The sequence below is a fragment of the Actinacidiphila glaucinigra genome (assembly GCF_035918135.1).
Classification (GTDB): Bacteria; Actinomycetota; Actinomycetes; order Streptomycetales; family Streptomycetaceae; genus Actinacidiphila; species Actinacidiphila glaucinigra.
Genome location: NZ_CP109144.1, coordinates 63297 through 83753 on the forward strand (window position 1 = coordinate 63297; position 20457 = coordinate 83753).

A 20457-nucleotide genomic window follows, 5' to 3' on the forward strand; every position below is an offset into this window, starting at 1 on the left:
GCGGGGCGGGGCATGGCGGGAACAGGTGCGGGCCGGCTGTCGTGGTCTTTGTCCATCGGGGCGCGGGTGTGCTGGCAGATGCGCGAGTGGGAGGTGGTGGCGTGGCAGGGGCCGCAGGTCACACTGCTGCCGCGGGACGGCGGCCAGACTCCTCGGGCGGTGTCATACCGGTGGCTGGTGGGCGCAGAGGACTTCGCTGTCCTCAGTGGCGGTGCGGCGCCGGCCCCGGACAGCGCGACCTTTGACGGGTGGGGGCGGCAGGAGGACCAGGAGGAGGCCGCGCTGTGGCAGGCGCGCATGGTGGAGATCGACACGGGTCTGGCGCCGGGCCGAAGCAAGCATGAGCGGGGATTCGGGCCAGGGACGACGCTGGCGCAGCGGTGTGCCGCGATGTCGGCGCGGCTGGCCGCCGCCGGCATCCGCTGCTCCGCCCACACACTCGCTGACAAGCGGCGCACGTGGAAAGCGGCCGGAGAGAACGCGGCGGTCCTGCTGCCCAGGACGCGGGACAAACGGCCGGGGGGCTTCACCGATCCACGGTGCCTGGCAGCGATACAGGAGGTCGTGGCCCAGCGCGCACGCGAGTCGGACGTGACCATCGAACTGATCCGCGAGGAAGTGGAAGACCTGCTGCGCTCGCGGTACGCCGCCGAACTCGACGACCCGGCTGCCGCGGCGGCCCTATTGCCCTCCCGCTCCACCTTCTATCTGCGGATGAAGGAGTCCGGCCTGGCTGATGTCCTGGCCGGGCCGACGCGGGCCCGGGCCGCTCTGTCCGCCACCCCGTCCCTCCCCCACGGCGGCCGCGAGGCCGTGCTGCGGCCGGGACAGGTCACCCAGGCCGACACCACGCCGCTGCGGATCCTGGCCCGCGGCGACGACGGCCGGCCCACCGCCACGGAGATGACCACGCTGATCGATGTGGCCAACCACGGCATCTGCGCGCTGATGATCACACCCAGCCGTCCCCAGGACTCCGAGCGCGGACAGGCCGGCCAGGCGACCCGCGCGATCGACCTGACCCTGATGCTGGCCCAGGCTTTCGCGCCCTGGCCGGTGATGCCCGGCTGGGACCCGCTGAGCGCGGCCGCCGCATCCAGCCTGCCGTTCGGGGCGCTGCGGGCAGCCGACGAACGGTTCACCGAGGCCACCGCCGCCCGCCCGGTCATCCGCCCCGAACTGATCATCTACGACCAGGGCAGCCCCTATGTGAGCGAGCATTTCACGTCGGTCTGCGACCGGCTGCGGATCGCCCGCCGCCCGGCGCGCAAGAGAACCGGGCCCGACAAGCCGCTCGTCGAGAGCTTCTTCATCACCCTCGCGCACCGCTTCAGCCAGTACGTGCGGCACGGCTGGCAGGGCCGCAGCCACAAAAAACGCGGCCGCGGCATCGAGCGGATGCCGCTGTACACGATCGCCGAACTCCAGCAGATGGCCCAAGAGTGGGTGGCGCTGGAGTACCAGCAGACCCCCGACGCGGGGCTGCGCGATCCCTTTCGGCCGGGCATCGTACTGTCGCCCAACGACATGTACGCCGTCCAGGTGGCCCGCAGCGGCTACCGGCCCGTGCCGCTCTCCCCCGCCCAGAACCGCTTCTTCCTGCTGTCGCGGTGGGTCACCCCCGGCAAGAGCGGCTTCATGATCAACTACCGGACCTATCAGCCCATCGCGCAGGACGCCGCCCACTACCGGGAGATCCTCCTACGTGGCGGCTCGAAGCTGCCCGGTCGGGAGAAGCAGTGGGAATGCCGATTCAACCCGTACCGTCCCGAGCGGGTGTGGCTGCACGACCACACGGCAGGCACCTGGGTGACGTGCGATTTCCGGCTACGGCACCTGCTGCACGATCCGTGGACCGCGGACATGTGGCAGGAACACGCCGAGCAGCACCGCGCGGCCGGCGGCAGCGAACAGGACGAGGAAGCGATCGCCCTGGCCCTGGCGCAGCGCGACCGGCGGCGGCGCAGTCGCAGGCCGCCGCCGCAGCGCACCGGATCCGAACCTCCCTTCCAGGGCCTGGGGCTGGAGACCGAGCAACCGTCCCAGGACCCCTACGCGGGCCTGGAGGACTTCGACCTGTCGACCCTGCGGCCCCGCCCGGCGCTGCCCATCTCCCCCATGGCGCCCCGGCCCGCGCCCACCTCTGCGGCCCTTTCCGCCGGTGCGGGCGGGGAGCAGGACGGCGTTCAGGCTCCGCACCCGCTCGAGGCTCTTTTCGTGGCCGCCGACACCGCCGGCGGCCCACCGGACGCCTCCGACAGCGGGAGGCCTGGCGAGGCGCACGAGGTTGTCGAGGCCGAACTCCTCGACGAAGGAGGCTCCGGTGCGGACGACGACCGCTATGAGGACGCCGACGACGTCATCGACGTGTGGGAGGAGCACATGCCGGGAGGCATGCAGCCGTGAACGACGAGGCCGCAGGCCGCTCCACCAGGTGCGCTCCGCGCACCAGAGCCAGCCTTGCGGAAGGAATGAACCGGGAACCGTGCACGAGAGGACACTGTGATGAAAGCGTCCGTGGAATTGCGCGACAAGCGCGAGGCGCGCCTGCGCCAGCAGCTCAAGGACACCCCGATGCGGCCTTTGCCGCTCTTCCAACTCACCGGCTGGAACCACTTCGTCGACGAGGAAGTGGACACCCCCACGCGAGCGGGCAGCAGTCCTGGCCCGGACAGGCGCAAGGACGAGCAGTCCATCGCTTACCACCGGCATCTGCGGATGGTGCCCACTGACGCGATGTCCCACATGCAGGAGATGGTCGTCGAGGCGGTCCATCGCAACAGCGGTCGCCGTGACGGTCTGATGGACCATGTCATCGACGGGCCCGCCGGCACCGGGAAGTCCTGTCTGCTGCGGGCGGCGGGACGCGCCGCCCAGCGGGAATTCGAAGCCGGCACAGGCGGCAGGCGCCCGAACACGATCCCGGTGGTCCACATCACCACCCCCGCGGACCCGGAGCAGAAGGTGAACTGGGTCTGGGAGATCGCCTCCTACCTGGGCCTTCAGCCCGAACCGAAGAGTATTGCCGAAGTCCTAGAGATGCGCCGGCATCAGGACCTGACCCTGCCGGTCAACTACGTCCTGGAGACGGCGCAGACCCGGCTGATGCTCATCGACGACATCAACCGCGCAACCCCGCCCCAGCTGGCCAACGCGCTGCCCTACTTCGACTACCTGCGCGACAAGCTGGGCATCTCGCTCGTCTTCTGCGGCACCGGCGCCAGCCACCTCCTGCACCAGGCGCGCATCCTGGCCGGGGACCTGACCCGCGTCAGCGAGGAGAACCGGGTACGGCTCGAACAGGCGGGCCGCCCGGCGGCGCCCGCCTCACCCTCCCCCACCGCGCTGCTGCCCGTGACCTGGCTGCACCCCCTGCCCCTGGACACCGGAGACCAAAAGACCTTCCGGGAAGTACTGGCGGGCTTCGAGGCAGACCTGAGCCTGTACCGGCTCGAAGAACACGCCCTGGCCAAACACGCCGTCGAACTCCACCGACGCACCGGCGGCTACTTCAAAGCCCTCACCTACGTCATCTCCACCGCCGCCGTCACCGCAATCCGCACCGGCAGCGAAAACATCACCCTCAAAGAAATCGACGCCGCCACCGCCCAACTCAGCCCTTGAGACACGCCGCAGAGGCAGTGGGCGGCTGGCCTCGTTCACGCCCGTGGCTGCCGGATGGCCGGATCCCGCCTGCCGAGCGCCGTCGCCTCCGGGTGGGGAGGGCTGCCTTGCTTCGGCCGGTGACCGACAAAATCTCCGCGGCGTAGGCCTGCGAGTCGAGCTGGAAGGACAAGGTCGGCGCCAGCCGCCAAGGCAACAAACGCCACCCCAGTTCTCTATGACCGCCCTCCCCCACCAGCACCGCCAGCCCGGCCAGCGGGCGCAGCGCCGAAGCGCACCGAATCTGACCGCTGCGTTGGAGCCGTGGCCCGCTTGAGGATCTCCACGTCCTCCCGCAGCCTGCGGTTCTCCCGCCGCAGCGCGACCAGCTCCTCGCGTTCACTGCTGGTCAGGCCACTCGCCCGCGTCGACCGCTGCGCAATCCCGGGCGGCTTCGAGGCGCCCACTGCAATCTACTGCGACGAGGTGGTCGTCGCAGCCTTCGTAGCCGTTCCCTGCGGCTCGTCCGAAGTGCGCAGCAGAGTCGGGGGGCGGTTTCAAAGGCTGATCCGCAGAGGTCAAAAGGGGTTCCGCGAAGCGATCAATCGGTTGGTCAGCTCCACCGTGGCGAGGTACCACCAGAAGATCCAGTCGAGGAACACGTCGTCGTAATCACCTAGTTGATCGGCCCGGCGGTGGCGCAGGTCGAAGCGGTTGGCGATCTCGAACAGCGCACCTTCGTCTTTCCCAAGGTGCTCCTTGATCAGAGCGCGGCGTTCCTCGAGGATGCGGGCGAGGTTGAAGATCGCCGATCGCTTGCTCTCGGCCGACGTGTCACGTCCTCGGAAGAGCGCGATGGCATGGCGGACGCCGGCTGTGGTGTCGGGTGGGCTGTCGTTGAGTGCACGGTGCACCAGCTGGCTTCGGGCGTCGTCGGTTACTGCGACCAAGCGCCCGAGGTCCTCGCCTTCCGCGGCCAGTTCGTACTCGATGCTGGCCTCTCGCAGCAGGCGGTTGATCTTCCACCGGTACAGGGTGCGCGCGGGGCCGTTGTGGAACTCCGAGTGGTGCCATCCGCAGCTGCCGTAGGAGTGGTAGTGGCGCACACGGGGACGGCTCACCAGATCGTGGAATACCTCGATCAGCCCGTAAAAGGTGTCCTCGTCCCAGGTCGCTGGCTTCAGGGGCCAAAGATCAGGGATACCCAAGCGCCCGTTGATCACCTCGGAGGGATCGGGCAGATTGCTGTGATCGTCGACGCATTCCTCACCGAACGCCTCAACTAGGTAGCCGTCGGCATCGAACTCGTTGATGAGCCGAGCGAAGGCGCGCCGGGAGTCTCGCGCAGTACTGCCGTCGTGGGCGAGTCCGTTGCCATGGCGCTGCGGCCAGTATGGTCGGGGCGCAGCAGCGCGCCTGAGCTCGGACCCCCGGTTGATGAGTTCCGTGAACCATGCGTGCTGGTCCGGCACGGTCCGTCTGGTGCTCCAGCCTGTGGCAGTGGTCGCCCAAGGATCGGCCGTCGGCGCGGTCTGGTTGGGCAGGTCTTCGAAGTCGGCGACCGCGGTGGTGCCAACCAATGCCTCCGTCATGAGCCATGTCGCCCGGTTCTGCCAGGAGCCGGCGGACCGAAGGATGCGCTCACCCTCGGACATGAACAGTGATGCGGGCCAGCGCAGTTCGTAGTTGCTCAAATCCAGACTCACCGCAACATCATCACCCATCGAAGGAGCGTCCCGGTTCTGATTTTCGCGTCTCAGCCCTGGAAAAGCTCCCGGGACTGCGGACACCCCACGGCATGTCACTCCCTGACGAGAGCCTCCCCGCAACGAGGACAACCTCCGCATGCCAGGGCAAGCAGTCTTGGCATGCGCGGATGTCGTATGAGTGCCGCCGTCGTCGAACGCCTTGAGGTCGACGGAACCGACCGGTGCCCAGTAGGTGACGTCCTACTACGGATCGAAGCCGTGCGCCGTGGTGGTCAGTATCGAAGATCGGAAGCGCCCGCCACCCATACATGGAGGCGTTGTCACTGGCTTCTGCCACCATCCGGCCATGCTCATCAGCCGTGAGTACGCGCATTCACTGTTCGCGGACCTGACGCAAAGCGTCATGGTCCCGCTGGACCCCGACGAGCTCCTCCACATGCCAGGCCTGCAGCGACACGGCCACGTTTTCATCGGTGACATAGCGCTGCGCTGCTACAAGCACAAGGCACGCTGGACGTACGACGAGCGAGACATCCGCACTGCCAGCCGGGCGTTCGCGGAGCTAGATGTGGACTTGGGTGACGTCGACGACGTGCAGCTACCCATGTACTACGAAAGGCCAGAGCGCGATCCGGAGGAGTGGAATCGTCCCAACTGGCGGCGCCGACTGATGCTGTGGATGTTCGACGCGGCTCGCAACAAGGCTCAGGCGGAGGTCCCGTGGGAGGAATGGAACGACGCCTGGAAGGAAGTCGGTGCCAACGGACTGCCAGGGGGCCTGACCTGGGAGGAATTCGTCGCGGCCTGCAGTCAGCGCCGGGACTCCCAGAACATCGCCAGCACCCGGCCGCTGCAGCTGCTGACCTGGTCTGGTGAGACCTGGCTCCTGCCTCGCGCCTATACGGAGCTGCTGGACCGCTGGGAGCAGCGAGAGGAGAAGCTGGTCGCTCGGGCCCGGTTGTGCGCCTGCGGAGCTCAGGGGCCGCACTGGGGCGGCTGGAGACGACACAGCGCGAGGACGGGGTACGTCACTATGTGCCCACCGTGTGCGGGGGCGACCTGTCAGCTGTACACCGGCCACATGTGCGGCGTGCTGTACGAGTCGCCGCGCAGGCGCAACACCCGGGCAGACGACTACCTGTGCCGGTTGTGCAAGGAGAGTCCTGCATCGGCGTGGGATCACTGCCACGAGCACGGCTATGTCCGCGGCCCGTTAACCGAACTAACTCGTGAGTTCTTGCAGGTCAGATGGCCTCTCCGCTAGCTTCTCGGGATGCTTCAAGGTGATGTCCCCGAGCGGGACTTGGCGGCGTTCGTCCTGCCCGAGTTAGGCAGGTTGCAGGAGACCGGTAATCAGTGGGCGCCGTACCAGTTGCTCGACCAGGACGGCGTTGTCGTCGACCCCGTCCGGGTCTATTTCGCCGAGCTGCAGGCAGAGGACAAACCTGCCTCCACGGTCCGCTCATACGGCATGGACCTGCTGCGCTGGTGGCGGTTCCTGTGGGCTCTCAACATCGAGTGGAACCGGGCAACGCGTACCGATGCACGGGACTTCATCCGGTGGATGCAGATCGCGAACAAGCCCCAGCGCCTGCACTGGAGACACCGGAAGGCGGGCCACTCCGAAGAGACGGCGCCGAAGCCGCGGACGACCCGAAAGAAGATCCCCGGCACCCCGAACGCCATCACGGGCAAGGTCTCACCCGGCCCGCAGTACGCCGCGAGGACGCGCGCGCACTGCGAAACCGTGCTCCGCACGTTCTACGACTTCCACCGGGACGAGGGCACCGGGCCGATCATCAACCCGTTTCCGCTCGACCGTTCGCGTCGCGGCGGCCGCGCGAACGCCCACCACAAGCCTGACCGGCCCTTTGACCAAGAGCGGACAGGCCGCTACCGGCCGACCATCCCGAAACGTGCGCCCCGGCGCATCCCGGACGAGATGTTCAACGCGCTGTTCGCCGCCCTCCGACACAACCGAGATCGCGCCCTACTGGCCTTCTGGGTTTCCAACGGTGCACGCGCCGAAGAACTGCTCACCAGCCGGCAGCGCGACGCCCTCCCCGGACAGCAGTTGGTCGGCGTAATCCGAAAGGGAACCCGCGCCTACCAGCAGCTTCCTTGCTCAACCGACGCCTTCGTCTGGCTGCGCCTCTACCAAGAGGAAACACGGCGAGACGGCATCCCGCGGGGCAAGAATCTGCCATTGTGGTGGACGCTGAGGCGGCCCTGGCGACCGCTGAACTACGACGCGGCGCGCGCGATGTTCAACCGGGCCAACGATCTCCTCGGGGCGAACTGGACGCTTCACGATCTACGCCACACCGCGTCCTACCGGCTCGCCCGCGACCCCAACGTGCCTCTGACCGACGTCCAATGGGTCCTCGGTCACGCACATCTGACGACCACACAGCTCTACCTTCCGGCCAGCCAGGACGAAGTGATCGAACGCGTCCGCGCCCATCATGCACGCCGGGCAGGGCAGCGTGACCGGCCGCCCGCGCCACCGGCCCCCGGCTACAACTCCGACTCGCTGAAGACTCTCTTCGAGAACTCATGGTGACGAGCACTGAGACCTTGCGCGCTCCGGCCGCCATCCGAGATGCACAGCCACTCGCCGGCGAGGCTCTCCGGGCCGCCAAGAAGCGTTTCCCGCCGCGGCCCTACGAGGACGCCTGGCCTGCCACCAGCCAGTCCTCTGAGGAGGTCGTGGCTCGACTGAACCAACCTCCGCTACGGGCCGCGAGCGAATCCACCCACTTCTACCGGCGCCGGGGCGCAACGCTCATTCTCCGATGGCTTCTGGACCAGCCGGGCGCCACCTGGCAACAACGATGGAACGCGACTCCCGCCGCAACCTCGACCGGAGCACAGTGGAACAAGCTCAACGCCAGATGGGTCGGCTACGACGCAGCGAATGCGAACGGCATCCTGAACACGGGCCTGTTCGCCCTGGTCTGCGCCGATGTGCTCCGGCCGTCGCTCCACTGGCAGCTCACCCGGACCTCGACCAATCTGCGTGCCATCATCTGCCAGTACCGTGACCCTGAGGGATTTGCCCGCCTTCAGGAGTTGGTGGGCCCAGAAGCGTGGTCCTCTCACCTCGGCATCCTCGCCAAGAACGTGCTGGTCAAGCTGGTCATCGCCAAGGGTGGGGGTCTGGACGACATCAATGTCGGAGACGCCATTGAGTACATGGAGGCGCATCGAGCTCAGCGGGCCACGTCGGGCGGTCAAAGCCTGTTCTACTCCTGGCTGAAGGACATGGGTCACCTGCCGCCCGACGCGCCCGTGTCACTGAGGCTCCTGCACCGAACGTCCGGCCAGGTCTCGGTCGAGCAGCTCGTCGACCGCTACCGGCCGCAGTCCAAGCCGATCCGGGACCTGCTGGTGGAGTACCTCAAGGAACGCCAGCCCACCATGGACTACACGTCCTTGGAGGACGTGTCACGGACGCTTGTGAGGAACTTCTGGCTGCAGATTGAGCGCATCCAGCCCGGCATCGACACACTCCGGCTGCCGCCTGAAGTCGTGAGCGCATGGAAGCAGGTCAGCCGGACGAAAGTCACGCGCCGCCGGCTGCCTGATGGCATGATCCATGAGGCAGTGACGGAGCGTGCCAACTACGGCAGCCTCATGATCGGAGTTCGAGCTCTATACCTTGACCTGGCCCACTGGGCCGTCGAGGAACCAGAACGCTGGGGCCGGTGGGTTGCTCCCTGCCCGGTCAGCGCCGCCGATGCCAGTACCTCCAAGTACCAGAAGCGCCGCAAGGCCAAGATGGACCAGCGCACCCGTGAACGACTGCCCGCGCTGTCTACCGTTGTCCGCGCCGCCAGGGCGAACTGGACGGAGGCTCGGGAGGGGATGGAGGCTCTGCAGGCCGCCCCGCTCGGCGGCCAGTTCACGTTCAGGGGCAGAACATACACACGCCAGAAGAAGGACTCGTCGACTCCGTTCCGGGCCTACGACGAGTCCGGCCGACGCGTCCATCTGGGGCTGGTCGAGGAACGGGCGTTCTGGGCCTGGGCCACGATCGAGTTCCTGCAGCACACCGGCGTCCGGATCGAGGAGATGCTGGAGGCCAGCCATCACGCCCTGATCCAGTACAAGCTGCCTACCAGTGGTGAAGTCGTGCCTCTGCTCCAGGTCGCTCCCTCGAAAACCGACGAGGAACGGCTTCTCCTGGTCAGCCCAGAACTGGCCGACGTGCTCAGCACGATCATTGCCCGAGTCCGTGACCCTCGAACAGGCGCGATCCCTATGCTGCCCAACTACGACGTCGCGGAGAAAATCTGGAACCCGCCGATGCCGCTGCTGTTCCAGTGGACATACGGAGGCCAGCGCACACCGGTGTCCCGTCAGCTGATCCGCAATGGTCTCAACGAGGTCCTGGAACGAACCGGGCTTACCGACTCCGCGGGCCAGCCCCTCGACTTCGCTCCGCACGACTTCCGAAGGATCTTCATCACTGACGCAATCCGCAGCGGCTTGCCGCCGCACATCGCGCAGGTCCTCGCAGGGCACTCCGACATCAACACCACGATGGGCTACAACGCCATCTACCCGGCGGACGCCATCGAAGCCCACCGCGCGTTCATCGCCCGCCGTCGATCGCTTCGTCCCAGCGAGGAATATCGGACCCCGACGAACGAGGAGTGGGACGCCTTCCTCGCCCACTTTGAGAAGCGCAAGCTCTCTCTGGGAACCTGCGCTCGGGCCTTCGGAACGTCGTGCATCCACGAGCACGCTTGCGTTCGATGTTCGCTCCTCCGGCCCGAGCCGTCCCAGCGAGACCGTCTGACCGAGATCCGCGACAACCTGCTCGACCGGATCGCCGAAGCTCAGCGGGAGGGCTGGCTCGGCGAGGTCGAGGGCCTGGAGATCAGCCTGGCCGGCGCCGAGGACAAGTTGACCCAGCTCGATGCCGCTCTCAAGCCCTCAGTCATCCACCTGGGCCTGCCAACCTTCGGCGAGATCGCCGCACGGACCACCTGATCGGCTCCGTCACGCGACAGGCGGAGCCGCTCACGGTTGACGACGCGCGAGGATGATCCCTCCCAGCTTGCTCTCCGCAGAGGTGAGAGTCTTGTGCGTCTCGACGGCGAAGCCAGCTTCGTTAAGCCACTCAATCGTCTGATGGTGCTGGCGGCGATGGACATAGACCTTCATCGGGTGCCCGCCATAGCCCTCAGTCTTCAACCGCGATGCATCGCCGACATGGAAGCTGAGCAGCAAAGGCCCACCGGGCCGAAGCACTCGACGGAAATGCGCAAGAACCGAGCTGATCTCATCGTCAGGAATGTGGATCAGTGAGTACCAGGCGACCAGGCCAGTCACCGAGGCGTCGGCCAAGGCGAGGTCCGTCATGGAACCGAGATCGAACCGCACACCGGGGTGATCACGACGGGCCACATCGATCATTCCAGGTGACAGATCGACGCCGAACGCGTCCAGGCCAAGGTCCCGCAGGTGGCCTGTGATCCTGCCTGTCCCGCACCCCACGTCCGCGACCAGCCCACCGCCTTGGGCACGCACCAGGTCAGCAAACAGGGCCAAGGCCGCGCGTTCTTCAGGTGCTTCGTCCAGAATGTGACGCGTCAACTCTGCGTAACTTGCAGCGACGGTGTCATAAGACGTCCGCGTATCTGCCAGCCAGTCATCTTCGTTCAGTCCAGTCTCCACCGACTGCAGGCTACCCAAGTCATCGATCGGGCGTGACGGCTTAGTTCAGAGAAGGCCCGCTGTGCGGCAGCTGCAACACCCGTGAAGGCATGTCTGCGCCAGACTGGTACCTGCGCGAAGAGGACAACGTGCTGCACTTGCTGGAGTGCCGGGACTGCCGCGCGCAGCGGACCCTGCCGCGCCGATTCCACATCGGGGTGGTCCACGCGTACCTGGAACGGACCGAGCGGCACGGGCGCTGCCGCCAGCAACCGTACGCCCGCGAGCTGGAGTACGCACACGACGTCCACCGATTCGAGCTGCAGTGCAGCGGATGGCACACCGGCAAGTGGACAAAGGACGTATCAACATCCGAGGCGGCCGCACTCGTACGGGCCTTCGTCGACGCGGCCCTCGACGCGCAGGAGAAGCAGCCTTCTCCTGGCACTGCCACGGGCGTGGGGTGATCTGTGTGCGGCAGCGTCGTTGAGCCAGCATCACGTGCAGGAGCATCCGGCCCCGCGGATCCGCGAACAAGCCCGGACCAGCTGGCCCGGGCTCGCGTCCTGTAAAACGTCAAACTTCGCTCCGAGCCGCGCTCCACATGGTGGTCCCTCGCGCCGCCCCCGGTGTCAGTGCGGCGGGATACCGTCCTCATCACGCTGAGGTGAGGGGAGAACCATGGCGAGGAACGCCCGGGCCGAGCAGCTGCGGGAGTACGGCCGGTCCGTGCTGGAGGGGGCCCGGTCGGAGCAAGTCCTGCGCATGGCCCGGCAGGTGAACGCCGTGTCGTACACGAGCGCGCGGGAGTACGCCGGCCGGTCGCTCTTCGAGTTGCTGCAGAACGGCTACGACGCGCATCCGAGGGACCGCCGCGACGGACGGGTCCACGTCCTGCTGGACGAGGCGGAGGGCGAGTGGGGGACGTTGTACGTCGCCAACGGCGGCACGCCCTTCACCTGGCGTGACGTCGAGCGGGTCTGCGAGCTCGCGCAAAGCTCGAAGGAGGTCGGCGAGGGCATCGGGAATAAGGGCGTCGGGTTCCGCAGCATCCTGCTGATCAGCGAAGCGCCCGAGATCTACAGCGCAGACCCCGACAGCCCTCTCGACCCGGAAATGAACGGGTACTGCTTCCGCTTCGCGCAGAAGGTCGACGTGGAAGAGTTCCTCGCCGGTGAGGACAACGCCCACGAGGTGGCCGCCAAGTATCCGCCGCTCCAGGCACCCCTACCGCTGGACGATGTGCCCGCGACCTGTCGGCAGCTCGCCGCCGAGGGGTACGTAACCATCGTCCGGCTGCCCTTGCTGAGCGAGGCCGCCCGGGCCGAGGTCCGGCTGCGGATGCGTGAGCTCGCGGAGGCAAAGGTACCCGTGATGCTGTTCCTCGACCGGCTCGCTGGCCTGACGCTGGAACGGCGGACCGTCGGTGGCGAGGCGGGCGAGTTGGACGACGGCCACGAGGCGCTCGACTGGCACGAGCTGACCCGATCCGAGGAGCGCTTCGTGGTGGCGCAGGACGGCGCCGGGCACGGATTCCCCGTCTCCTGCGCGACCGTGGACCTGGGGACGTCCGGCACCTTTCTCGTAGCCCGGGGCACCGTGGAGAAGGAACGGCTGAACAGCACGCTCGCCGAGGCCGTGGGTTCCGGGCTCCTCGACGACACGTGGCAGGAGTGGAAGCGGTCCGCCGTCGTCGAGGTCGCGCTCCCGCTACCCGCCCCGCGCCGACCGCGGCGCGGGCAGATCTATACCTTCCTGCCGATGGGCGAGAACCAGGCCGCACCGTTCCCGGGGCACGTGAACGCTCCGTTCTTCACCAAGTTCGACCGCACCGGGCTTCCCTTCGACAACCCCCTTAACGTGCTGCTGCTCGACGCGGTCGCCGAGACCTGTCTGGCGGCCGCCACGATACTGCGTACCGTGCCCGAGCCGTCCATCCGGCAGCTGGCCGTGGACCTGGTGAGCTGGGAGAGTGAAAAGGGCTCGGCGGGGCGGCTCCGCGCGGCAGCTCTGCGCGTGCACGGGAGCGAACTTACCGACGTACCGCTCGTGCCCGTCCTCGCCGCGGACGGCGCCCCGCCGGAGGCGGGCTGGGCCCCGCCGCGGGGTGCGGTCCTGTGGCCGGCCTTCGACCTGACCGTCCTCACGGCACACCGCGCGCACGAGGCCGGGATCGTGGTGGCGGACCCCGAGATCGGCGGTGACCGGCTGAAACGGCTGGCCACCCTGTGCAAGGCCCTCGCGTGCCCGTGGGAGCCGGGCCCGGAGGTCCTCGCCGAGTACGTGGAACGGATCGTTGGGGGCCTTCCCCTTCCCCGGTCCGGTGAGTCCCCCGAGCAGTGGAGCGCGCTGTATGAGGACCTGGCCGCCCTCTTCGATGATGACGGGCACGTCCTGCACGGCAGACCGTTGCTGCTCGCGGAAGACTGCACACTGCGGCACACCAACCGTCCCCCCGACAGGGCGGGTACGGGCACAAGCGCACGTACACGTACACAGGGCAAGCCGGGCGGTCAGGGTGCACGCCGCGAAGCGTTCTTCCAGCCCCTGCGTACGGAGGCGAACCAGACCGAGGCCCCGACCGTCCCTGCCCTGCTCGGCAAGCGATTGTTCTCCCTGCACCCGGGGCTGGTCTGGAAGGACCGCGGCGAGCGCACTCGGGGGCGGCCTGCCCGGGCCTTCCTTGAGCAGGAGGGGCTCGTCCGGCCGTACGACGTAAGGGGCCTGCTGGACCACGTACGGCAGGCGCTCAGCGCGAGCACCGATCTCCGGCTGCGGCTCCAGACCCTGCGCTTCGTCTTCCGGCTGTGGCAGCCGCGGCGTTCACTGGGCGGGACGGAGATCTCCTCGCTCGGACTGTACGTACCGTCGGCGGCGGACGGCCATCTGATCAGAGCAAGCGGCGCCGTCTTCGGCCGGGGCTGGGGCCGCGCGTCCGTCGGTGAGGACTTGGCGGTGGTGGTTGCCGCCGGACAGGACGTGTCGAAGAGCCTCAAGGCGATCGCCGGACGTCTCCTTGCCGCGCCCGAGGAGTTCACCAAGCGGGGCGAGACCGAGGAGTGGCGGGCGTTCCTGCTGGAGGCCGGGGTGGCAGACGGACTGGTCCCGGTCAGGTCCTCCGACGCCGTGAGCAGGGTAGAGCAAGGCCGGGAGCTCACCGCTCGGCAGTTGGTCCGCATGGCGAAGGTGTCTGCCGAGGTGCGGGAGCAGTGGGAGCCGTACATCCGCACCTGGTCCACTGCCGACTACCCCCGGACGCCGTACCGGGGAACCCCGGCCTGGCGGCTCCCCGGCCAGGACGTCGTCGAACACCTCGGGCAGGAGGCCCGGCTGGCGTACGCACGGCTGGTCCTGCACGGCCTGGCCAGCTGGGAGGACGCGAGGTTCACCAGCGTCTGGACCAGTGCCGGCAGCCAAAGTTCCCCAGACAGGGAACGGGTCCCGACCCCGCTCGGCGCCTTCATCCGGGAGCAGCCGTGGCTCCCGGTGCGGGGCCGCGACCGGGCCGTACGGTTCGTCCGGCCGGCCGACGCCTGGCACTGCCCGCCCGGGCTGGAGGAGGAGCCCTCATACGCGCCGACCGTCGACCATCGGCTGCGCCACCTTCTGGGACGCGGGAAGGCGAGCGACCGCCTGCGGGAGATGCGACTGCCGACCTGGGACGACCCCCGGGACAGCGACCGCCTCATCGCCGCGCTGGGACGGCTTGCGGCGGAGGGCGCGCTGGGGGCCGAGGACCAGCCCGCGGCGCAGCGCGCCAACGAACGCGCCTGGAGGCACCTCGTACAGCGGCCCCGTCCCGCACTGCCCGAGGGTGCCAGTCTGCTCGCTGAGTCCGGGGACCGGCTGATCAGCGTACCGCTGTCCGCCCTGGACGGCGGGGAGAGCGATGGTGATGCCGGAACCGTGCTCTACGTCAGCGGTGAACGCGACGGCCTGACGGCCCTGCTGGTACGGGAGATGGCGCGCCCCCTGCTCACCCTTCCCAGTGTCTCGGCGGAGGCCGCCGAGCTGCTGGCGGCCGAACACGCCGCCACCGTCAGGCACACCGACGACCTGACGTTCACTGTGACCGTGGACGGCGCACGGGTTAACCCCGCGACCATGGGAGAGCCACTGGTCCAGCAGCTGCCCTGGCTCACGCTGGCCGTGGGCGTTCTCTCCGACCACCTGGCGCACGGCCCTCGGGCGAGCGAGGCCGAGCTGAGCGAGCTGACGTCCCTGCTCCGGAGCGTACGTCTGCATCGCTACCGCTCCTGGGACATCGAGCTCGATGGCCGGACCGTGACGTTGCCGGGGCGCCTCGGCGGAGTGCTGCCGCTGCCCGATCCGAAGCATCCGCTCGTCCTCGCCCCGGCAGGCGAGCCGGGCTGGCCCGAGACCACCCGCATCGTGGTGGCGGTCGCCGAGTTGCTGGGACGGCGGGAGTTCGGCGACCGACTGCGCCTCGCCGCCCACCAGCTCGCTTCCCGCCACGCCGACCTGCGCGACCCGGGCCAGGAGGAGCTCGCCGACGCCCTGGAAGTCACGGTCCACCAGGTCGGGGAGACGAGCCGCCGGATCGACGGGGCCATCGGCGTGGTCCTGGAGCGCTGCCGGCCTTTCCTCGTCCACCTACTCGGCACGGAGTCGGCGGACTCGCTGTTCCTGCCGCCGCCGGCCGACACCCGGGAGTTCCAGGCTCACCTCGAGGAGTACGCCGCCGAGCTCCCGGTGCCCGTATCCGAGTTCATCGCCAGGGCCCGTGCGGCCCGCGGTACGGACGAACTGCGGCGCGACCTGGGCATCAGATTCGCCGAGCTGAACGACACCCTGCGCGCGATGAGCCCGCCCCTGGCGCCGGTCAGCCACGCCGACGAGCACGAGGAGGCGCTCCGCACCTATCTGGACCTGCGCAGGAAGGAGCTCGTCAACCGGCTGCGCTGGGCGGCGCTGGAGGACTTCGACGCGCGCCGTCCGATGCCCGACTGGCCCTCGGTCCGGGCCCTGGACTGGATCACCGCGCCGGAGGCATGGGCGTACACCGTGGACACGGCCGACACGGGGAGCCTGGAGGCGCACGTGGAGCAGCAGCTGGCGCTGCGCCTGGGCCGCTCGGTGCCGTTGCCCCGATCGGGCGAACGTCTTCCCACGTACGACCAGGTACGCGGCGCGAACCTCCGTATGATCACCGGCCTGGCCGCCGACCTCGCGGTCCTGGTCAAGGCGGCCGGACACCCGTTGCCCGCGGCCCTGACCGGAGCCGAGCCCGCCGAGGAGGTCACCGCGCGGCTGGAGGCCGCGGGCGCGCTGGACTTCCGGCCCCTGTCCCCCACCGACGTCGTCGGCTGGCTGACGGCCCTCGGCCAGTGGCCCGACGGAATGGCGGCGGCGACGGATCCCGAACGGCACGGGCTGGCCGAGGCCGACCTGGACCGGGTGCGCAACGCGGCGGAACACGAGCGCCGCGAACGGGAGCGCAAACTGCGTTCGATCTCCGTCGGCGGCCGCGACTTCGACGTGTACTCCGGCGACTTCACCGCCCTCACCCGCGAACTCGACCGGGTCCTGCAGAACGGCGCGGCGCCAGGTATCAGCGCCGCTGGGCCGCTCCGCTTCACGGACCCCCTTCCCCGGACCGGGCACAACCGGGCCACCGGTCGCACGCGCGGGCGGCGGTACGGGGGCGGCACGGACAGTGGGCTGACCACGGCCCAGCGGGAGGCCATCGGGTACGTGGGCGAGTGGTACGCGTACCAGTGGCTGTGTGCGCAATACCCGGACCACATGGACGAGACCGGCTGGGTGTCGGGCAACCGCCGCAAAGCCTTCCCCGGCCCGGCCGGCGACGACAGCCTCGGCTTCGACTTCCAGGTCGGCTCCGGCAGCCGGCCCTACCTATACGAGGTGAAGGCGACCGGGGGCGAAGGCGGCCGCTTCGAACTGGGAGAGAGCGAGGTCCGCGCGGCCCGCCAGCACGCGGGCAACGACCGCTGGCGCCTCCTGGTGGTCACCCACGCCCTCACCCCTCACAAGGTGGCCATCCAGATGCTCCCCAACCCCTACGGAAAGCGCGGCCGGGGCCGCTACCGCGAGGAGGGCGGGGCACTGCGCTTCTCGTACCTGCTGCGACCTTGACGCGCTGCCGTCGCCAGGGTCCTCGCCGTTCCTGGGCTGCGTCAGCCGCCTTGGTGGTCCCAGCGCTAAGTGGTCGGAGCCCGAAGTCCTTCGGGGGTTGATCATGTTGCTGGCGGCGGAGGATTCTTCCTGTCGGTCGATCGTGTGTCGGTCGAGCCGGGCCGGCAGATTGTCCAGGTCGGAGGTGGTGAACTTCCACTGGAACGGCTGTGCTGTGGCGTTGTAGCGGTCCTCGAAGGCTCGGAGCTGGTCTCGGATCCGGTCGAGATTCGGGAAGTCGTTGGGTGCCACGACTTTGCGTTGAACGACGGAGAAGAAGATCTCTATCTGGTGGGTCCAGGAAGCGTGGACCGGGGTGTGGACCATGACGGCGTTGGGAAACGCCTTGGCCAGGCGGTCGATGGCGGTCTTGCCGCGGTGGGAGGAGCCGTTGTCTACGATCCAGAAGACGCGTTTCGCGCTGGCGTAGGGCTCGCTGGTCATGACCTGGGCGACCAGGTTCATGAAAGGCACGATGCCGGTGGTGGGCTCGCAGCGCCCGAGGACGCGGGCGTGATGGACGTCGTAGGCGGCGAGGTAGGCCAGGGCGCCGCCGCGTCGGTACTCGTGGTTGACCCGCGTGGCCCGGGCCTGTCCGGGGGCGAGGGTGGGGTGGCAACGGCAACGAGCCTGGATCGAGGTCTTCTCGTCGCTGGAGAGTACGTACTCGTCCGCGCCCAGCGGGACGCCGTCGAAGGTGCCGGCATACAGGTCCATGATGCGGGCGGCCTTGGGCCGGAACTTCGGATCGCGGATGAAAATCCAGGACTGGTACTGCCAGGGCTTGAGTGCGTCCTCGCGCAGCCAGCGGCGGATGGTGGAGGCGGAGATTGAGCCGGCGATGCCGCGGACGACGACCTCGCGTGCAAGTTCCGGGCACGACCAGCGCGACAGCGGGGTGCCGGTCTCGGCGGGCAGTTGGCAGGCCAGGGCCTTGACCTCGGCGACCTGCACCGGGGTGAAGCGTCGTGGACGGCCGCAGCGCCTGCGGTCGGCCAGGGCAGACAGGCCCCCGTCGGCGAAACGGCCCCGCCAGGTGCGCACGGTGTACAGATGCGCTCCCGTTTCGCGGGCGATCGCTGCTTGCCCAGCCCCCGGGCAGCCTGCAGCACAATCTGCGCCCGCAGGCGGTCCTGGTGCGGGGTCCGGTGGCCGTAGGCCGCTTTCTGCAGCCGCTGCCGTTCGGCGGCGGTCAGGACGATCGGGCGCGCGGTGGCTACGGGCAAGGCAGGCAGGCCATTCAGCAGAAGCGGATCACCATCAGACAATTAACAAGCTGTCCGGCCCGATCCGGCGGATCGCCTCCAGGGGATACGGGGTCTGCCTGCTCTTAAAACGGAACTCGCGGTAGTAGTCCGTCATCACTGCGGCGACTGGGGCGTGGCGGATGAGGATCGCCGCGACCTGCGGCGGAATTCCCGTCGGAGGTTCCCCTCGGGCGCAGGCGTGCACGAACGCGCTGCGCTCGTCCCGCTCGTACCCGTACAAGGCGGTGACGAGCCACTGCACCAGGTGGGTGACGGTGTAGCAGCGGTCATAGGTCTGGTGATCGGCGAAGAAGTCGGCCTCCTCCTTCGACAGGTCGAACCGGGAGGAGATCGCGAGGCCGTAGTCCGTGAAGAACAGACGCTTGCCGTCGGTGAGGATGTTCTGGAAGTGGCCATCGAAGTGCAGGAGCCCGCGGTCGTTCATGAAAGAAGTCCCGGCCTCAAGTTCCCTCGCCACCATGGTGCATGCCTGCTCGGCCGTCTCATCGTCGGCTTTGACCTGAACGTCCAGCCAGTCGTGCAGGTTCTGCGGGATGTACTCCAGGAACAGCGCGACGCTCGCCGAGGAATCCCGCAGCGCCTCGATCCGGTGGCGCACCTGCGATCCACCTCCCCAGTAGGCGACAGCCTTCTCCACGTCGGCCAGTTCCTCGGGTAGCGACTGCCCGGGGTGCGGTAGCACCCGCCAGTGGTACATCAAGGGAAAGCCCTCATGGTCCTGTGCAAGAACCCAGTTCGTCGTCATCGTGTGCACGGCCAACTCCCGCCAGGCCCCCCATCCCGGGCCTGCGGGGACCCCGAGGCCGGGATGGCAGAAGGTAGGTAGCCCGAAGAGGTTCGCCGTGGATTGGACGTTCTCCGGCTGCCTTTCCAGATCGGTCAGCGGCAGCCGTTTAACGAAGACTGGGGTCCCGCCGACCTCCAGCAACGCTGAGGTCCCGCCGATGCCAGAACCCAGCGGCGCAGCCGTATCCACAAGATCGCGCAGTTCGCGATCACTGCACAGCGCCAGCGATGTGGAGACGGCACTGTAGGCCGCCAAACGCGCACCACGCGTCGCGTCGAAACTCTCGACGGATACCTCCACCAGGGCACCCTCTCTGAAGTACCTGGGCCCGTCCAAAGGGCGCGTAACACGCGACGCATAGCCCTGCGGTTCGTCTCGTCCCCCTGGCACGGGCGGAGGGCATCCAGGCCCGTCTGTGAACACGGATCCGAACACCCTTTTGGCCGCACTGTACGTGAAGATCGACGACGAGGTCGGGCGAACACGATGCCTCGGCAGACCGCCACTGCTCAGCGGCTCGGATCTGGTCCATCTCGCCGTGGTCGAGCTCCATCCGCACCGTCTTCGACGCCCGGACCGCGAACCCCACTACCCAGGGCCAGGGGTCAACCCCTGAAGGACTTCCGGAATCGACCACTAAGGGCGCTCGTCTGCGTTACGCCGCTGGGTGGTCTTCATCGGGGGCTTGCGGATGATGTCTATGTCGCCCGGCTCGCGGGGTATGTAGGAGAAGCCGTTCGCCGTGTCCGGGTCGTAGTGGACGACTGCGTCTTGTTCCTCGAGCATGACTCGCCATGATTCCAAGCGCTTGGCTCTGTCCTCGTCGAGTGCCAAGCCGGCCCGCCGACGGGCCTCCACCCGCAGCATGATCACCGGGTACAGCTGCCGGTGTTCCCTCTTGACCGCCCACGGAATCAGCTCGTCATCACGCGCGATCCTGCGATCAAGCCCCCGCCTGTGCCGAAAATTCCCCCACATCGAGGACACCGTATCGATGCCGTACTTCCGCCGGTACTCATCAATCATGTCCTGATAGCTCCAGCCATCCTCGAACCACCGAATGACCTCCCCCTCGTCAACGATCTTCCTCTTCGGCACGAATACCCTCCCTGAACTGCGGCAATGCAAGATACACCCACCCCTGCAACCCGCTACCCAGCCCACCGGAACCACCCCGCACGCCCGCCCCACTCGGACACCCACACCGGCGAACCGCGCCCCACCGTCACGCCCTCCCCCACCCCCGGTCAGGGGAACCGGGCAGGCCGGT

At 68.2% G+C, this 20457-nt stretch carries 11 protein-coding genes and 2 pseudogenes; 8 read left to right on the forward strand and 5 right to left on the reverse strand.

Translation table 11 applies throughout. The features are described from left to right. Positions 1-12 precede the first annotated feature (12 nt). Together OIE69_RS00330 and OIE69_RS00335 are read left to right on the forward strand one after the other, a co-directional pair. Positions 13-2406, forward strand: a complete 2394-nt coding sequence (locus tag OIE69_RS00330) for a transposase (RefSeq protein WP_326569920.1) — start codon at positions 13-15, stop codon at positions 2404-2406. A gap of 99 nt (positions 2407-2505) precedes the next feature. Then, complete coding sequence (locus OIE69_RS00335) at positions 2506-3624, forward strand: AAA family ATPase (RefSeq protein WP_326569921.1); 1119 nt, start codon at positions 2506-2508, stop codon at positions 3622-3624. 557 nt (positions 3625-4181) lie between these two features. Here the strand turns inward: OIE69_RS00335 and OIE69_RS00340 are convergent. Next, on the reverse strand, positions 4182-5327 hold the full coding sequence (locus OIE69_RS00340; protein WP_326569922.1) for a hypothetical protein: 1146 nt from the start codon (positions 5325-5327) through the stop codon (positions 4182-4184). Between the two features lie 331 nt (positions 5328-5658). Here OIE69_RS00340 and OIE69_RS00345 point away from each other — a divergent pair, with 331 nt between their 5' ends. The 3 genes from OIE69_RS00345 to OIE69_RS00355 are packed head-to-tail and all read left to right on the forward strand — an operon-like array spanning position 5659 to position 10310. Beyond that, positions 5659-6576 (forward strand): endonuclease domain-containing protein, encoded by a 918-nt coding sequence (locus OIE69_RS00345; protein WP_326569923.1) that lies wholly within the window; start codon positions 5659-5661, stop codon positions 6574-6576. Between the two features lie 9 nt (positions 6577-6585). After that, positions 6586-7875, forward strand: a complete 1290-nt coding sequence (locus OIE69_RS00350; RefSeq protein WP_326569924.1) for a tyrosine-type recombinase/integrase — start codon at positions 6586-6588, stop codon at positions 7873-7875. Further along, positions 7869-10310 (forward strand): tyrosine-type recombinase/integrase, encoded by a 2442-nt coding sequence (locus OIE69_RS00355; RefSeq protein ID WP_326569925.1) that lies wholly within the window; start codon positions 7869-7871, stop codon positions 10308-10310. The genes OIE69_RS00350 and OIE69_RS00355 overlap by 7 nt, the downstream gene beginning before the upstream one ends. 30 nt (positions 10311-10340) lie before the next feature. On the opposite strand, the gene OIE69_RS00360 is transcribed toward OIE69_RS00355, so the two are convergent. Continuing rightward, entirely contained in the window at positions 10341-10985 is a 645-nt protein-coding gene (locus OIE69_RS00360) for a class I SAM-dependent DNA methyltransferase (protein ID WP_326580870.1), read from the reverse strand. Between the two features lie 101 nt (positions 10986-11086). On the opposite strand from OIE69_RS00360, the gene OIE69_RS00365 reads away from it, so the two are divergent. Together OIE69_RS00365 and OIE69_RS00370 are read left to right on the forward strand one after the other, a co-directional pair. Continuing rightward, positions 11087-11443 carry a hypothetical protein gene (locus OIE69_RS00365; RefSeq protein ID WP_326569926.1) on the forward strand — a complete coding sequence of 119 codons (357 nt, stop codon included), beginning with the start codon at positions 11087-11089 and terminating at the stop codon, positions 11441-11443. A gap of 214 nt (positions 11444-11657) precedes the next feature. Beyond that, the gene (locus OIE69_RS00370; protein ID WP_326569927.1) at positions 11658-17093 is read left to right on the forward strand and encodes a sacsin N-terminal ATP-binding-like domain-containing protein; all 5436 of its coding nucleotides are present in this window, start codon (positions 11658-11660) and stop codon (positions 17091-17093) included. A 231-nt stretch (positions 17094-17324) separates the two neighbouring features. Here the strand turns inward: OIE69_RS00370 and OIE69_RS00375 are convergent. Next, positions 17325-18239 (reverse strand): annotated as a pseudogene (locus OIE69_RS00375) (IS630 family transposase); the annotation flags it as partial. 153 nt (positions 18240-18392) lie between these two features. After that, the gene (locus OIE69_RS00380; protein WP_326569928.1) at positions 18393-19487 is read right to left on the reverse strand and encodes a protein kinase family protein; all 1095 of its coding nucleotides are present in this window, start codon (positions 19485-19487) and stop codon (positions 18393-18395) included. Positions 19488-19602: 115 nt separating this feature from the next. On the opposite strand from OIE69_RS00380, the pseudogene OIE69_RS44925 reads away from it, so the two are divergent. Further along, a pseudogene (locus tag OIE69_RS44925) lies at positions 19603-19734 on the forward strand (IS982 family transposase); the annotation flags it as partial. 89 nt (positions 19735-19823) lie between these two features. Here OIE69_RS44925 and OIE69_RS00385 read toward each other — a convergent pair. Then, complete coding sequence (locus OIE69_RS00385) at positions 19824-20285, reverse strand: hypothetical protein (RefSeq protein ID WP_326569929.1); 462 nt, start codon at positions 20283-20285, stop codon at positions 19824-19826. Positions 20286-20457 lie beyond the last annotated feature (172 nt).

What these genes read in the sequence shown, in the direction of transcription:
- OIE69_RS00330 (WP_326569920.1), top strand. Translation starts at nt 13, where the DNA reads ATGGCGGGAACAGGTGCGGGCCGGCTGTCGTGGTCTTTGTCCATCGGG.
- OIE69_RS00335 (WP_326569921.1), top strand. Translation starts at nt 2,506, where the DNA reads ATGAAAGCGTCCGTGGAATTGCGCGACAAGCGCGAGGCGCGCCTGCGC.
- OIE69_RS00340 (WP_326569922.1), bottom strand. Translation starts at nt 5,327, where the DNA reads ATGGGTGATGATGTTGCGGTGAGTCTGGATTTGAGCAACTACGAACTG.
- OIE69_RS00345 (WP_326569923.1), top strand. Translation starts at nt 5,659, where the DNA reads ATGCTCATCAGCCGTGAGTACGCGCATTCACTGTTCGCGGACCTGACG.
- OIE69_RS00350 (WP_326569924.1), top strand. Translation starts at nt 6,586, where the DNA reads ATGCTTCAAGGTGATGTCCCCGAGCGGGACTTGGCGGCGTTCGTCCTG.
- OIE69_RS00355 (WP_326569925.1), top strand. Translation starts at nt 7,869, where the DNA reads ATGGTGACGAGCACTGAGACCTTGCGCGCTCCGGCCGCCATCCGAGAT.
- OIE69_RS00365 (WP_326569926.1), top strand. Translation starts at nt 11,087, where the DNA reads ATGTCTGCGCCAGACTGGTACCTGCGCGAAGAGGACAACGTGCTGCAC.
- OIE69_RS00370 (WP_326569927.1), top strand. Translation starts at nt 11,658, where the DNA reads ATGGCGAGGAACGCCCGGGCCGAGCAGCTGCGGGAGTACGGCCGGTCC.